Consider the following 14525-nt stretch of genomic DNA (forward strand, 5'->3'; position numbering starts at 1 on the left):
CTCGTCCTGCTGCCGCTTTGGGATACAAAAGCCCCGTTCAGTACAGAACCGAACAGGGCTTTCGATAAATTCACTTTTTCTGTGTCTACTTTTGCTTGACAAGTGCAGCAGGGTACGCCCTGCCGGCTCTTTTTCTCTTATTCCACAGGCTTGAACATTTCCTTGTCCACGCCGCACAGGGGGCAGGACCAGGAGGAGGGGATGGCGTCAAAGGGGGTGCCGGGGGCCACGCCGTGAGCGGGATCCCCTTCGGCGGGGTCGTAGATGTAGCCGCACAGGGCGCAGACAAACTTGCCGCCGGCGGGCTTCTCCTGGGGGGCGTCTACCGGCACGGTGCACAGGGCGGCCACACTGCGGGCGTAGTCGGCCATGGCGGCCAGGTCGGTCTGGGTGGGGGTGAACAGCATCCGGAAGGGGGCCTCGGGGGCGGCGTAGCGCAGGCCTTTCAGGAAGGTGTGGAGCATGGGGGCGGCCTCGCCGCTCCAGCCGTAGGCGCCGAAGGCGCCGGCGGCCTTGCCCTTCAGATTGATGGGGTCAATGGAGGTGAGCACGTCCCACACCGCCTTGGGGGCGGCCCGGTTAATGGTGGGGGAGCCAACCAGCAGCACGTCTGCCTCGTGGGCCAGCTTGACGCAGGTTTCGTAGGATTCCACCGTAACGTCGGCCAGGGTGACGTCGTACCCTTCCTCCTCCAGCGTCTTGGCGGCGGTCTCCGCCAGGGTGCGGGTGCAGCCGTAGGCCGAGGCGTACACCACAAAGGCGGTGCGGCGGGCCTTGGGGGCGGGGGTGCTCCAGGCACGGTAGAGCTCCTTGGCCTTGCCGATGGTCTCGGTCAGGCAGGGGCCGTGGCTGGGGCACACCAGATCGGCCTCAGCGGGCATCTTGTCCAGACCGGAGAGCACATGGGGCTTGAAGGGCCCGAAAATGCCGTTATAGTAGTAGGCGAACTCGCCCTCGTAGGCGTTCTTGGCGTGGATGTGCTTGTCCAGCATGGTGGGCTCGCAGAAGTGGCAGCCCAAAAAGTCGCAGGTGAACAGGGTTTTGTCCTTGGGATCCCAGGTAAACATGGAGTCGGCCCAGTGGAGCATGGGGGCGGGAATGAACTCCAGCACCCGATCGCCCAGGTCCAGGGTGTCCCCGGCGCCCACCACCCGGCAGGGCAGGCTCAGGTTGGTGATGTCCTCCAGGTGTTTCTTGCCCGCCTTGGTGGCCAGCACCTGCAGCTTGGGACACACGGCCAGCAGCTTGGCCACGCTGCCCGAGTGATCGGGCTCGTTGTGGTTCATAATGAGGTAGTCCACGTCCTCCACGGGAATGACCTGGCGGATGTTGTCCAGATACTCCTCAAAGTAATCGGTATGTACCGTTTCAATGAGCACATTCTTTTCTCCGGTAAGCAGGTAGGCGTTATAGGAAGTGCCATATTTGGACTCCATTACGATGTCAAATACCCGCAGGGAGGGGTTGAGCACACCCACCGACCAGAGATTTTCTTTCAGTTTGATCGCGCTCATGGCGATTCCTTCCTTTCTTTTCACACATTTTATTTCCTAGCAGAACACAGTATATTATTCCAGCCCACCCTTGTCAAGGGCATTTGCAAAAACTGGTTGGTCTGTTTTCCGGGACTGGGGCCGCCTTGACTTTCCACAGGGCGGAGGATACAATGGGAGGGCGAAAAAACACAGTTTTTGAGGTGAATCTGTATGCCCATTTATCTGGACAGCGCCGCCACCACACGGGTGTGCCAAGAGGCGGCCCAGGCGGCCTATGAGGCCATGACCGAGGGCTTTGGCAATCCCTCCTCCGGCTACGCCGTGGGCCAGCAGGCCGCCGCCCGGATGAAGGCCTGCCGGGAGACGGTGGCGGACAGCCTGGGCTGCCTGCCGGAGGAGCTGACCTTCCTCTCCTGCGGCACCGAGGGGGACAACTGGGCCATCCGGGCCGCCGTGGAATATGGAAAGCGGAGAGGAAAGCACATCATCACCACTGCCATTGAGCACGCCGCCGTGCTGGAGCCCATAAAGGATCTGGAGCGGCAGGGGTATGAGGTCACCTATCTCAAGCCGGATCGGAAAGGCCATATCAGCTTGGACGAGCTGACCGCCGCCCTCCGGCCGGACACGGTGCTGGTGTCCATGATGCTGGTGAACAACGAGCTGGGCACCATCCTGCCGGTGGCACAGGCCGCCCAGGCCATCCGGGACAGCGGCGCTCCCGCCCTGCTCCACTGTGACGCGGTCCAGGGCTTTCTGAAGGTGCCCTTTACCCCCGGGGAGCTGGGGGTGGATCTGCTTACCATCAGCGGCCACAAGGTGCGGGCCCCCAAAGGCATCGGCGCCCAGTATATCCGCAAGGGGCTGGAGCTCAAACCCCTCCTGCTGGGGGGCGGGCAGGAGCGGGGCCTGCGCTCGGGCACCGAGCCCACCGCCCAGATCGCCGCCCTGGCCGCCGCCTGCGCCGCCTGGCGGGCGGAGGACCGGGAGAAGCTGGCGCACACCAAGGCCTACACCCTGGATCGGCTGCGCCGGGTGCCGGGGCTGGAGGTGGTCAGTCCCGGAGACGCCCCCCATATCTGCGCCGTCGCCCTGCCGGGCTACCCCAGCGAGATGCTGGTACGGGATCTGTCCGACCGGGGGATCTGCGTCTCCTCCGGCTCGGCCTGCCATAAGGGCAAGCCCAGCCATGTCTTTGCCGCCCTGGGTCTGCCCAAGCGTACCCTGATGGGGGTGCTGCGGGTGTCCTTCTCGCCGGAAAACAGGCAGGAGGATGGGGACGCCCTGGCGGAGTGCCTGACGGAGATTACCAAAAATCGGATTGCAATGAGGTGAGGTCTTGTTCTCCTACCTGAACCGGGGTAGAGCCTTTTACCGGGACGCGGCGCTGCTGGCCCTGCCCATCCTGCTGCAAAATCTGTGTACCACCCTGCTGGGTCTGACGGATACCTTTATGGTGGGAGCCCTGGGGGAGGCTCCGCTGGCGGCGGTGCTGGTGGCCAACACCCCGGTGTTTGTCATCCAGCTGGTGATCTTCGGGCTGCAGAGCGGCTCGTCGGTGCTCATCAGCCAGTTCTGGGGCAAGGGGGACACCGACTCCATCAACCGGGTGGTGGGCCTGGGGTGCTATGTGGCGGGGGCCATCTCCCTGGTCTTTGCCGGGGTGATGTTTTTCCTGCCGGTGCCTTTGATGGGTATGCTCACCGACAACCAGGAGCTGGTGCCCCTGGCGGCCAGCTACGCCCGGATCGTTGGCTTCTCCTATATCCTCAACAGCATCACCGGCGTCTACGTGGGGGCCCACCGGTCCATGGAGAATCCCAAGCTGGGCATGGTGATCTTTGCCATTTCCATGCTCACCAACACCTTTTTGAACTGGGTGTTTATCTTCGGCAATCTGGGGGCGCCCGCCCTGGGGGTGGAGGGCGCGGCGCTGGCCACACTGCTCTCCCGGACGGTGGAGTTTGTCATCATGGTGACCTACGCCCTCACCAACGCCCGGTTCCGGCTGAAGCCCGCCCTGCTGCTCCGGCCGGGGAGCGCCCTGCTCCAGAAGTTTGTCCGCTACTCCGGCCCTGTGGTCCTCAACGAGACCCTGTGGGGCCTGGGCAATTCTCTCTATAAGGTGGTCATGGGCCACATGGAGGGGTCCACCGAGATCTTGGCCGCCCGGGCCCTGGCGGGCAATATGGAGGACCTGTGTACCGTGGCCATCTTCGCCATTTCCGGTACCACCGCCATCATCATCGGCCGGGAGATCGGCGCCGGCCGGCGGGAGCAGGTGTATGAGATGGGGGCCGCCCTGAACACCATGGCTATGGGCTGCGGTCTGGTGATCGGCCTGGTGCTGATTGGGGGAGCCTGGTGGATTTTTCCCGGCCTGGTCTATCCCTTCTTCCACCTGTCATCGGTCTCCGGGGGGATCACCACCATGATGCTCACCTTTACCGGCGTGTTTCTCCCCCTGCGGGCCTTCAACACGGTGAATACCGTGGGGGTGCTCCGGGGCGGGGGAGATGTGCGGGCCGCCACCGTTATCGACCTGCTCCCCCTGTGGCTGGTGGCCCTCCCGCTGGCGGCAATCTTCGGCCTGGGCTTGAAGTGGGGGATCTTCTGGGTGTACGTGGGTATTATGATGGAGAGCACCACCAAATTTTTCCTGGGAGTGCCCCGGTTTCGCTCCCGGGCGTGGATCAACGACGTCACCCAGTTTTCCCACGTCAAGGAGGGGGAGCCCTCCCTGTGAGACTGCCTGAACGGACGAAAAAACAAGAGGACGCGCCTGGCGCGTCCTCTGTTTTTTTATAAAGCTCGCTCCATTCTGATATCGGAGAGTTGAAACCATTTGTCAGAATACGTCACGTATTCAAAATCAAACCGCTCGTACAGCCGCAGGGCGGCCTTCAGCTTGTGGTTGGAGGTGACCACCATAGTGGTCTGGCCCGCCTCCCGGGCGGCATGGAGGACGGCCTCCATCAGCGCGGTGCCCACGCCCCGCTCCCGGTACTCCTCCTTCACGCCGAACTTCAGGGCCTCGCAGACGCCGTCCCCCTGGAGTTCCAGCATCACCATGCCCACAATCTCGTCCTTCAGCCGGGCCAGCAGCACCCGCCCGCCTCCGGCCACAAACCGGTGGGGGTCGGCCAGCATTTCCAGGTCCACCGGCTCCAGCAGGTCGTACTCCAGCAGCCAGGGCAGGGAGATGTCCTCCAGCGCCTGCTTGTAGCGCTCCTCATAGTCGATGATCTCCACCGGCAAGCCCTCCAACACGCATACCCCCTCTTTGTGTCCATCATACCATTGAAGGGTTTCCCCGTCAACCGTGGATCATTCGCAATCGGGCTGTTTCTCTGCTATCTTTTTCACGTTCACATTTAATTTACAACCGGACCCCTTGACTTTTCCGGCAGACGGTGCTACATTATGGTTAGCACTCAGGGAGTGTGAGTGCTAAAAACGCGAAAGGGTGGCCGGAATGGATTTAACAGAGCGAAAAAAACGGATTCTCCGGGCCATCATCGAAAGCTACATTCTCTCGGCGGAGCCGGTGGGCTCCAAGGCCATTGCCCAGGCCATCGGCATAGAGGTCTCCTCCGCCACCATCCGCAACGAGATGGCGGACCTGGAGTCTATGGGCCTGCTGGAAAAGCCCCACACCTCCGCCGGACGGATTCCCTCTCCCAAGGGCTACCGGCTGTATGTCAACGAGCTGATGGAGGAGCACAAGCTCTCCCTGCAGGAGACCCAGCGCATCAACCGGGCCCTGCGCATGAAGATGCAGGAGCTGGACCGGGTGCTGGATCAGGCGGGCCGGGTGGTGTCTCAACTCACCAATTACCCCGCCTTCGCCCTCTCCTCCGGCATGAGCCGGGTGACCATCCGCCGGTTCGATCTGCTGATGGTGGAGCGCAACGCCTTTATCATCGTGGTGATGACCGACAGCAACATCGTGCGCAACCGGCTCATCCGCCTGCCCTCCGATCTGACGGAGGCCCAGCTGCAGATGCTCAACACCCTGCTGAACACCACCTTTACCGGCCTGACGCTGGAAGAGATCACCCCCGAGCTGATGCGGGTGGCCCAGCACGCCGCCGGAGAGGCCTACGGGCTGATTTCCCTGGTGGTGTCCTTCGCCATTGAGGTGCTGGAGAGCCTGGAGCAGCGCACCGTCCACACCTCCGGTCTGGCCCATCTGCTGGAGCTGCCGGAGTACCGGAGCCTGGAGCGGGCCCAGCCTCTGCTGAGCTACCTGTCGGAGGACGCCGACCCCGCCCGGTTCCCCGTACCCAAGGACGACCCCATGAAGATCCTCATCGGCCCGGAAAATGTGGCCGCCGCCCTGAAGGACACCAGCGTGGTGGTGGCCAGCTACGACATCGGCGAGGGGATGCGGGGTGTCATCGGGGTGGTGGGACCCACCCGTATGGATTACGCCAAGATAACCGCCCGCCTGTCCTACCTGGCCGAGGGCCTGAGCCGTCTGTTCGGCCAGGGCGAGCTGCCGGAGGGCAGGGACGATCATAAATAGGAGATGAGTGTACTCAATGAGCAGCAAGAAAGAACAGAACCCGGCGGAGGAGCTGGAGCAGACCGCCTCTCAGCAGCCTGAGGAGCAGGCCCCCGAGGCCGCCGCTGCGGAGGAGACGCCCGATCCCCTGGTGGAGGAGCTGGAGGCCATGAAAAAGACCATCAGCGAGCAGGAGGACAAATTCCTCCGGCTGGCTGCGGAGTACGACAACTACCGCCGCCGCAGCCAGAAGGAGAAGGAGTCCGCTTGGGCGGATTCCAAGGCGGAGACCGCCGCCGCCTTCCTGCCGGTGTACGATAACCTGGAGCGGGCTCTGAAGCAGGAGACCGCCGACGAGGCCTATAAAAAGGGCGTGGAAATGACCATGACCGGGCTGAAGGAGGTCCTGACCAAGCTGGGCATCGAGGAGATCCCCGCCCTGGGCGAGACCTTTGACCCCAACCTCCACAACGCGGTGATGCACGTGGAGGACGAGAGTGCCGGGGAGAACACCATTGTGGAGGTGTTCCAGGCGGGCTTCCGCACCGGCGAAAAGGTGATCCGCTTCGCCATGGTCAAAGTGGCAAACTGAGTTTCTATCAAATTTATATAAAACCAATTTCTTTATTATTGGAGGAATAGATTATGTCTAAGATTATCGGTATCGACCTCGGTACGACGAACTCTTGCGTGGCCGTCATGGAGGGCGGCGAGGCTGTCGTCATTGCCAATGCGGAGGGCAACCGCACCACCCCGTCGGTGGTGGCCTTCTCCAAGGACGGCGAGCGTATGGTGGGCCAGGTGGCCAAGCGCCAGGCCATCACCAACCCCGACCGCACCATTGCCTCCATCAAGCGTGAGATGGGTTCCAACTACAAGGTGAACATCGACGGCAAGGCCTACACCCCCCAGGAGATCTCCGCCATGATCCTGCAGAAGCTGAAGGCGGACGCCGAGGCCTATCTGGGCCAGCCTGTCACCGAGGCGGTCATCACCGTGCCCGCCTACTTCACCGACGCCCAGCGTCAGGCCACCAAGGACGCCGGCAAGATCGCCGGTCTGGACGTGAAGCGCATCATCAACGAGCCCACCGCCGCGGCTCTGGCCTACGGCGTGGATAAGGAGACCGACCAGAAGATCATGGTGTACGACCTGGGCGGCGGCACCTTCGACGTGTCCGTGCTGGAAGTGGGCGACGGCGTCATCGAGGTGCTGGCCACCGCCGGCAACAACCGCCTGGGCGGCGACGACTTCGATAAGGCCGTCATGGACTGGATGGCCGCCGAGTTCAAGAAGGACACCGGCATCGACCTGACCGGCGACAAGGTGGCCATGCAGCGGCTGAAGGAGGCCGCTGAGAAGGCCAAGATCGAGCTGTCCGGCGTCACCTCCTCCAACATCAACCTGCCCTATATCACCGCCGATGCCACCGGCCCCAAGCACCTGGACCTGACCCTGACCCGGGCCAAGTTCGACCAGCTGACCGCCTCCCTGGTGGAGGCCACCGCCGGCCCCGTCCGTCAGGCCATGAGCGACGCCGGCCTGGGCTCCGGCGACCTGTCCAAGGTACTGCTGGTGGGCGGCTCCAGCCGGATCCCCGCCGTGCAGGACATGGTGAAGAAGCTCACCGGCAAGGAGGGCTTCAAGGGCATCAACCCCGACGAGTGCGTGGCCATCGGCGCGGCCCTGCAGGGCGGCGTGCTGGTGGGCGACGTGAAGGGCCTGCTGCTGCTGGACGTCACCCCCCTGTCCCTGGGCATTGAGACCATGGGCGGCGTGATGACCAAGCTCATCGAGCGCAACACCACCATCCCCGCCAAGAAGAGCCAGATCTTCACCACCGCCGCCGACAACCAGACCTCCGTGGAGGTCCACGTGCTGCAGGGCGAGCGTGAGATGGCCCAGTACAACAAGACTCTGGGCCGGTTCAACCTGGACGGCATTGCTCCTGCCCGCCGGGGCGTGCCTCAGATCGAGGTCACCTTCGACATCGACGCCAACGGCATCGTGAATGTGTCCGCCAAGGATCTGGGTACCGGCAAGGAGCAGCACATCACCATCACCTCCTCCACCAACATGTCCAAGGAGGACATCGACAAGGCCGTCAAGGAGGCCGAGCAGTTTGCCGCCGAGGACGCCAAGCGCAAGGAGGAAGTGGACGTCCGCAACCAGGCCGACCAGGTGGTCTACCAGACCGAGAAGGCCCTGGAGGACGCCAAGGACAAGATCGACGCGGGCGACAAGGCCAATGTGGAAGCGGCCCTGAACAAGCTGAAGGACGCCCTGAAGGGCACCGACATCGAGGCTATCAAGGCCGCCACCGAGGAGGCCACCAAGGCTTTCTACCCCGTGGCTGAGAAGATGTACCAGCAGAGCGGCCAGGCCGGTCAGGCCGGTCCCGACATGGGCGGCGCCGACTTCGGCGGCCAGGCCGGCGGGACCAACACCGACCCCAACGTGGTGGACGCCGACTATCAGGTCGTGGACGACGACAATAAGTAATAGCCGGAGCAGAGCGGCGGGGGCTTGCCCCCGCCACTTTCCGCGTAAGAGAGGTGAACACCAATGCCTGAACAGAAACGAGATTACTATGAGGTCCTTGGGGTATCCAAGGGGGTCTCTGACGACGAGCTGAAAAAGGCCTACCGCAAGCTGGCCAAAAAATACCACCCGGATCTGAACCCCGGCGACAAGACCGCCGAGGCCAAGTTCAAGGAGGTCAACGAGGCCTACGAGGTGCTGTCCGACAAGGAAAAGCGGGCCAAGTACGACCAGTTCGGCCACGCGGGGGTGGATCCCAACTTCGGCGCCGGCGGGTTCAACGGCGGCGGCGGATTCGGCTTTGATATGGGCGACATCGATCTGGGCGACATTTTCGGGTCCTTCTTCGGCGGCGGGTTCGGCGGCGGCTCCAGCCGCCAGCGCACCGGCCCCATGAAGGGGGAGACCCTCCGGGCCGCGGTTACCATCACCTTTGAGGAGGCCGCCTTCGGCTGTGAGAAGGAGATCGTCCTCAACCGCACCGAGACCTGTGAGGACTGCCACGGCACCGGCTGCGCCCCCGGCACCACCGCCGAGGTGTGCCCCGACTGCCACGGCAGCGGCACCATCCGCATCCAGCGGGGCGGCGGGGCCTTCACCTTCGCCACCACCACCACCTGCCCCAAGTGCAACGGCAAGGGGAAGATCATCCACCAGCCCTGTAAATCCTGCGGCGGTACCGGCACAACCCGGAAGCAGCGGAAGATCACCGTCAACATCCCCGCCGGCATCGATAACGGCCAGGCGGTGTCCCTCCGGGGCCAGGGCGGCGCGGGCCGCAACGGCGGACCCGCAGGCGACCTGCTTATCAGCGTCACCGTCCGGCCCCACGCCTTCTTCAAGCGGGAGGGTACATCGGTGTACCTGGACCACCCCGTCACCTTCCTCCAGGCCACCCTGGGGGCGGAGCTGGAGATCCCCACCATCGACGGCAAGGTGAAGTGGAACCTGCCCGCCGGCACCCAGCCCGGCACCACCTTCCGGCTGCGGGGCAAGGGTATTCCAAGCGTCAACGGCCGGGGCCGGGGCGACCAGTACGTCACGGTAAACGTACAGGTCCCCACCAGCCTGACCCACGAGCAGAAGGAGGCGTTGCGTGCCTATGGCGAAGCCATGGGCGAGATTCAACCGGGCCCGGTGGACAGCGTAAAATCTTTCTTTGACAAAAAGAAGAAGAAGAAATAAAATAAGAGGATGAGTGCAGACTCATCCTCTTATTTTTTCTTTGACCTGGAGGTGTTGTTCCCCGTGGGTCCCATCCAATATATCGTCTATCTGTTTCCCGTCCTCACCGCGGCGGCCCTGTTCTACTTTTTCGCCTGGTATGTCCAGACCCAGCGCGCCCCGCTGGCCCAGCAGCTGGATCCGGCGCCGGTGAAGCGGCGGCTCTCCTTTTCCGCTCCCTGCCATCCCATGGTGAAGCGGGACGCCATTGCGGCGCTGATCATTACCGCCGTCTACGCCGTCACCGCCTTTGCCCACCTGGGCGACCTGGAGGCCCCGCAGAGCTACCGGGACTTTGGGGACGGGAAGGCCCAGACTTTCGTGCTGCCGGAGGAGGTACAGGTGTCCAAAATCTGGTATTTCTGCGGCCTGGGCACCGGCAAGTATCAGATTGAGATTTCCACCGACGGGGTGGAGTGGCTCTCCCTGTGGCAGCGGAAGGACGACCCGGAGGACGCCGACAAGATCACGGGCTACTACTGGGCAGACCCGGAGGGGTACGGCGCCAGCTATGCCGTGACCCAGAACTACAACCAGCTGTTCAAGTGGAACGAGGTGGTGATCGACAACCCCCAGTATATCCGCTATTTACGGATTACCGGCCAGGCCAACAAGGGCCTGCTGGAGCTGGACGAGCTGGCCTTTTTCGATATGGAGGGGAACGTCATTGACCTCAGCGACGACACCAATCCCCTCTTTAACGAGCAGGACCTGGTGCCAGAGGCCATCACCTATATGAACAGCGCCTATTTTGACGAGATTTACCACCCCCGCACCGCCTACGAGCACATCCGTGGGATCTATCCCTATGAGGTGACCCATCCGCCCCTGGGCAAGCTGATTATGAGCATCGGCATCCGGCTGTTCGGCATGACCCCCTTCGGCTGGCGGTTTATGGGCACGCTGTTCGGGGTGGGGATGCTGCCGCTGCTGTATGTGTTTCTGAAAAACCTGTTCGGCCGCACCTCCATCGCCACCTGCGGCACCATTCTGCTGGCCGCCGACTTCATGCACCTGACCCAGACAAGGCTGGCCACCATCGACACCTACGCCTTCTTCTTTATCCTGCTCATGTACTGGTTCATGTACCGCTGGCTGGCTCTCCCCGCCGGGACCTCCTTCAAGACCTGCGCCCTGCCCCTGTTCCTCTCCGGGCTGTTCTGGGGCATCGGGGCGGCCTCCAAGTGGACGGTGATCTATGGCTGCACCGGTCTGGTGGTGCTCTATTTCCTGGGTCTGGCGCTGAAGCTGCGCCAGTGGCCGGAGGAGAGCCGCCACGAGCGGGTGGGCTGGACGGTGAAAACCCTGGCCTTCTCGGTGCTGGTGTTCGCCCTCATTCCGGCGGTGATCTATATTCTGTCCTATCTGCCCTACGCCGCCGCCTCCGGGGATACCTCCCTGAGCAATCTGCTCCATGAGGTGTGGGAGAACCAGAAGTATATGCTCTCCTACCACCAGGGGGTCACCGACACCCACCCCTACTCCTCCCGCTGGTACCAGTGGCTGCTGGATATCCGGCCCATCCTCTACTATATGGACAACTCGGTGGCCGGGGAGACCACCCGCTTCGCCGCCTTCGTCAACCCGGTGGTGTGCTGGGGGGGCCTGCTGGCGGTGGTGGCCTGCGGGTTCCACGGTATCGTCCGCCGCAGCGGCAGGGCGCTGTTTATCTTCATCGGCTACCTGGCCCAGCTGGTGCCCTGGCTCTTCATCGGCCGGATCACCTTCGCCTATCACTACTTCCCCTCGGTGCTCTTCCTGGTGCTGGCCCTGTGCTATGTGTTCCACACCCTGGCCCAAAAGGAGGAGCTGGTCCGCTGGAAACCGGCCATGTACGCCGTCACCGGCGGCGCCGTGGCGCTGTACGCCCTGTTCTATCCGGTGCTGGTGGGGATCACCTATCCCACCTGGTATGGCACCTGTGTGCTCCGGTGGTTCCCATCCTGGCCTTTCTAAAGGAGCGTTGTTTATGTACTGTTCTGATTACCATACCCACAGCCAGCTCTCCCCCGACAGCAGCGCCCCCCTGGAGCAGATGGCCCAGGCGGCGGTGGAGGCCGGGCTGGACGAGCTGTGCGTCACCGACCACTGTGATCTGCTGACCCTCCAGGGAGAGCCGGTGGAGCGCTACGACTGGCCCCCCGCCGTGGCCCAGTACCAGGCGGCGGCCGCCCAATTTTCCTCCGGCCTCACCCTGAAGCTGGGGCTGGAGCTGGGCATGGGCCACCTGAACCCCGCCGCCGCCCAGACCATTGTGGGCCAGCCGGAGCTGGACTTTGTGCTGGGCTCCGTCCACAATCAGAGCCCGGAAAAAGGGGGGGTGGACTTCTACTATGTGCCCTACCCCGATTCCGCCGCCTGCTACGCCGCCCTGGACGACTACTTCGCCTCCATGGCCATCCTGGCGGCAACCCCCTGTTACGACGTGCTGGCCCACATCATCTATCCCCTGCGGTATATGGAGGCGCCGGTATCTCTGGAGGGGTATTATGACCGCATCCGGGCCATTCTGCGCACCGCCGTGGAGAACGGCCGGGGCATGGAGGTCAACACCTACCGGGGCCGCACCGTAGCGGAGTGGAAACCCATTCTGGAACTCTACCGGGATTGCGGCGGCGAAATTCTCACCGTGGGCTCCGACGCCCACATCCCCGGCGGCGTGGGCAAGGGGATCCGGGAGGCCATGGAGCTGATCGCCGGCTGTTCCTTCCGGTATGTCTGTACCTATGACAAGCGAAAGCCTGTGTTCCACAAGCTATAAGAGGAGGAGTTTTGTTATGATCGCGTTGGGTTCCGACCACGGAGGGCTGGCCCTCAAACAGCACGTGATGAAGTATCTGGACGCCCACGGCCTGGCCTACAAGGACTACGGCTGCTACACGTCCGAGAGCTGCGACTACCCCGACTTCGGCCGGGCGGCGGCGGAGGCGGTGGCCTCCGGGGAATGTGACCGGGGCATTGTGGTCTGCACCACCGGCATCGGCATCTCCATCGCCGCCAACAAGGTGAAGGGGATCCGCTGCGCCCTGTGCAGCGAGCCCCTGTCCGCCGAGATGACCCGGCGGCACAACAACGCCAATATGCTGGCCATGGGGGGCGGCCTCATCGGCAACAACATGGCGGACAAGATCCTGGACGCCTTCCTCAACACCGAGTTTGAGGGCGGCCGCCACCAGCGGCGGATCGACAAGCTGGAGCCCTGAGTAAAACGGACAAAGCCCGGCGGGGAGCATGGCTCCCCGCCGGGCTTTTGCGTATATGGGTGGTTCAGCCGGCGTTCACCGGCACCTGGGTGCCGCAGATGATCAGGGCGGAGATGTCCTCCAGGGGGATGGGCTGGTCAAAGAGGGCCCCGTAGTGGGCCTTGATGGTCTCGTCGTCAGCGCTGCCGCTGCCCCCCCGGTTGGCGTCGCCCACGGGCAGGACGGTGCCGTCGGAGAGCTGGAGGGAGACGGTGAAGTCGTCCAGCAGCCTCATGGCGTGCTCCGGGGGTTCCCCCAGCTTGGGGATGTCGTTGGGGGCAATGATGTCCATGTGTATCCCCAGGGGGGAGAGCTGTATTTTGCGAATCTGGTAGGTTTTCCCTTCGGTGCCGGTGACGGTGAGGTTATCCACCGGAACGGATACCGTGGCGTCCCGGTATCGGGCGGTATATTTCAGCTCCCACTCTCCCTCCGCCAGCAGGGTGGACTCTTCTCCCTCCTGATAGAGAACCAGATCACGAAAGACCACCTGGACGTTGCGCAGGAAGGGCAGGGTGCCGCTCCCCGTCCAGGTTTCCACCAGCTGTATCTGGTTGTCGGGCAGGCCCTCCCGCACATACTCCACATAACCGCCGCCGCTCCCCCGGTGTAGGCTGTTTTCGCTGTCCTGGAAATGGGCCCCCTGGGGGATGGGCTCCCCGTCCTCCCGGGTGAGGGTGTATACCATCGCCACATTGTACTGGTCGCCGATCACCGCCTCGGCGGTGAGGGTGTAGCCGTTGACGGTGACCGAGGCGTCCACCGGATAGCCGATGCTGTCCACCAGCTCGGTCTGGGCCCCGCCGTACAGGGGGGCAAGCAGGTTGCTCACCGTTCCGGCGGTTACCTCGGCGCTGACGGTGAGGGTAAGAAGGGCCACTGCCGCCGCCAGCACCAGGAGCGTCCGGCCCAGCCGCCGGCGGCGGGGCCGGGCGGGGGTATTCTGCCGCTCCAGGGCCTGCTGGACGGTGTCTGCCGGGGGACGCACCCCGGCAAAGGCCGTCTGATAGCGTTCACGGTTGGTCATCGTCCCATTCCTCCTTTAACAGCTCTTTTAATTTCAGCCTGGCCCGGCGCAGCCAGGTGCGTACCGTGGCCTCCCTGGCCCCCAGCAGGGCCGCGATCTCCCCGGTGGAGTACCCCTCATAGTAGTAGAGGTCCACCGTCAGCCGGTAATCCCGGGGGAGGGATAATACCGCCTCGTACAGCGCCCGGTAGGACGGCTCCGCCGGAGCATACTCCGCCAGAGCCTCGTCCAGAGGCACCGTGGGCCGCCGCCGGACCGTCCGCAGCAGATTCCGGCTCTTGTTTACCGCCACCCGCAGCAGCCACCGCCGCTCGTGCTCCGGCGACTGGAAGGGCTCCGTTCTGCGGCAGCGCTCCAGCAGCACCTCCTGGAGCACGTCCTCCGCGTCGGGGGGTTGGCGGGTGTATTGCAGGGCCAGGCGGTAGATGGTCCTGCCGTATTGGGCGAAGGTCTGTTCCATCGTTTGCGTGTCCATCCCCATTCACCTT

General features: G+C 63.5%; 13 protein-coding genes. 9 read left to right on the top strand and 4 right to left on the bottom strand.

The window, feature by feature from the left end; genetic code table 11:
- Window positions 1-137: 137 nt before the first annotated feature.
- Window positions 138-1514 carry a rubredoxin gene (locus B5F88_RS09690; RefSeq protein ID WP_087345048.1) on the bottom strand — a complete coding sequence of 459 codons (1377 nt, stop codon included), beginning with the start codon at window positions 1512-1514 and terminating at the stop codon, window positions 138-140.
- A gap of 192 nt (window positions 1515-1706) precedes the next feature.
- Here B5F88_RS09690 and B5F88_RS09695 point away from each other — a divergent pair, with 192 nt between their 5' ends.
- Window positions 1707-2831, top strand: a complete 1125-nt coding sequence (locus B5F88_RS09695) for a cysteine desulfurase family protein (protein ID WP_087345051.1) — start codon at window positions 1707-1709, stop codon at window positions 2829-2831.
- 4 nt (window positions 2832-2835) lie between these two features.
- Window positions 2836-4242, top strand: coding sequence for an MATE family efflux transporter (locus tag B5F88_RS09700; RefSeq protein WP_087345055.1), 1407 nt, complete (start codon window positions 2836-2838; stop codon window positions 4240-4242).
- 56 nt (window positions 4243-4298) lie between these two features.
- Here B5F88_RS09700 and B5F88_RS09705 read toward each other — a convergent pair whose 3' ends face one another.
- Entirely contained in the window at window positions 4299-4766 is a 468-nt protein-coding gene (locus B5F88_RS09705; RefSeq protein WP_087345058.1) for a GNAT family N-acetyltransferase, read from the bottom strand.
- A gap of 205 nt (window positions 4767-4971) precedes the next feature.
- Between B5F88_RS09705 and hrcA the strand changes: the two genes are divergently transcribed.
- The 7 genes from hrcA to rpiB all read left to right on the top strand — a co-directional run bounded on the left by hrcA (window position 4972) and on the right by rpiB (window position 12971).
- Window positions 4972-6024, top strand: coding sequence for a heat-inducible transcriptional repressor HrcA (gene hrcA / locus B5F88_RS09710; protein ID WP_087345061.1), 1053 nt, complete (start codon window positions 4972-4974; stop codon window positions 6022-6024).
- Window positions 6025-6040: 16 nt separating this feature from the next.
- On the top strand, window positions 6041-6595 hold the full coding sequence (gene grpE / locus B5F88_RS09715) for a nucleotide exchange factor GrpE (protein ID WP_087345064.1): 555 nt from the start codon (window positions 6041-6043) through the stop codon (window positions 6593-6595).
- Window positions 6596-6648: 53 nt separating this feature from the next.
- Window positions 6649-8505, top strand: coding sequence for a molecular chaperone DnaK (gene dnaK / locus B5F88_RS09720; protein ID WP_087345066.1), 1857 nt, complete (start codon window positions 6649-6651; stop codon window positions 8503-8505).
- Between the two features lie 63 nt (window positions 8506-8568).
- Window positions 8569-9729: a molecular chaperone DnaJ gene (gene dnaJ, locus B5F88_RS09725; protein ID WP_087345069.1), complete on the top strand. Its 1161-nt coding sequence runs from the start codon at window positions 8569-8571 to the stop codon at window positions 9727-9729.
- Between the two features lie 63 nt (window positions 9730-9792).
- On the top strand, window positions 9793-11724 hold the full coding sequence (locus B5F88_RS09730; RefSeq protein ID WP_087345146.1) for a glycosyltransferase family 39 protein: 1932 nt from the start codon (window positions 9793-9795) through the stop codon (window positions 11722-11724).
- A gap of 13 nt (window positions 11725-11737) precedes the next feature.
- Window positions 11738-12529, top strand: a complete 792-nt coding sequence (locus tag B5F88_RS09735; protein WP_087345072.1) for a histidinol-phosphatase HisJ family protein — start codon at window positions 11738-11740, stop codon at window positions 12527-12529.
- Between the two features lie 16 nt (window positions 12530-12545).
- Entirely contained in the window at window positions 12546-12971 is a 426-nt protein-coding gene (rpiB, locus tag B5F88_RS09740) for a ribose 5-phosphate isomerase B (protein ID WP_087345075.1), read from the top strand.
- A 64-nt stretch (window positions 12972-13035) separates the two neighbouring features.
- Here the strand turns inward: rpiB and B5F88_RS09745 are convergent, their stop codons facing one another.
- The gene (locus tag B5F88_RS09745; RefSeq protein WP_087345078.1) at window positions 13036-14037 is read right to left on the bottom strand and encodes a DUF4179 domain-containing protein; all 1002 of its coding nucleotides are present in this window, start codon (window positions 14035-14037) and stop codon (window positions 13036-13038) included.
- The gene (locus B5F88_RS09750; protein WP_162612153.1) at window positions 14024-14512 is read right to left on the bottom strand and encodes a sigma-70 family RNA polymerase sigma factor; all 489 of its coding nucleotides are present in this window, start codon (window positions 14510-14512) and stop codon (window positions 14024-14026) included. Before B5F88_RS09750 ends, B5F88_RS09745 begins: the two co-directional genes overlap by 14 nt.
- Between the last annotated feature and the right edge of the window lie 13 nt (window positions 14513-14525).

The organism is Flavonifractor sp. An306, assembly GCF_002159455.1.
In the GTDB taxonomy this organism is placed as follows: Bacteria; Bacillota; Clostridia; order Oscillospirales; family Oscillospiraceae; genus Flavonifractor.

What these genes read in the sequence shown, in the direction of transcription:
- B5F88_RS09690 (WP_087345048.1), bottom strand. Translation starts at nt 1,514, where the DNA reads ATGAGCGCGATCAAACTGAAAGAAAATCTCTGGTCGGTGGGTGTGCTC.
- B5F88_RS09695 (WP_087345051.1), top strand. Translation starts at nt 1,707, where the DNA reads ATGCCCATTTATCTGGACAGCGCCGCCACCACACGGGTGTGCCAAGAG.
- hrcA (WP_087345061.1), top strand. Translation starts at nt 4,972, where the DNA reads ATGGATTTAACAGAGCGAAAAAAACGGATTCTCCGGGCCATCATCGAA.
- grpE (WP_087345064.1), top strand. Translation starts at nt 6,041, where the DNA reads ATGAGCAGCAAGAAAGAACAGAACCCGGCGGAGGAGCTGGAGCAGACC.
- dnaK (WP_087345066.1), top strand. Translation starts at nt 6,649, where the DNA reads ATGTCTAAGATTATCGGTATCGACCTCGGTACGACGAACTCTTGCGTG.
- dnaJ (WP_087345069.1), top strand. Translation starts at nt 8,569, where the DNA reads ATGCCTGAACAGAAACGAGATTACTATGAGGTCCTTGGGGTATCCAAG.
- B5F88_RS09735 (WP_087345072.1), top strand. Translation starts at nt 11,738, where the DNA reads ATGTACTGTTCTGATTACCATACCCACAGCCAGCTCTCCCCCGACAGC.
- rpiB (WP_087345075.1), top strand. Translation starts at nt 12,546, where the DNA reads ATGATCGCGTTGGGTTCCGACCACGGAGGGCTGGCCCTCAAACAGCAC.
- B5F88_RS09745 (WP_087345078.1), bottom strand. Translation starts at nt 14,037, where the DNA reads ATGACCAACCGTGAACGCTATCAGACGGCCTTTGCCGGGGTGCGTCCC.
- B5F88_RS09750 (WP_162612153.1), bottom strand. Translation starts at nt 14,512, where the DNA reads ATGGACACGCAAACGATGGAACAGACCTTCGCCCAATACGGCAGGACC.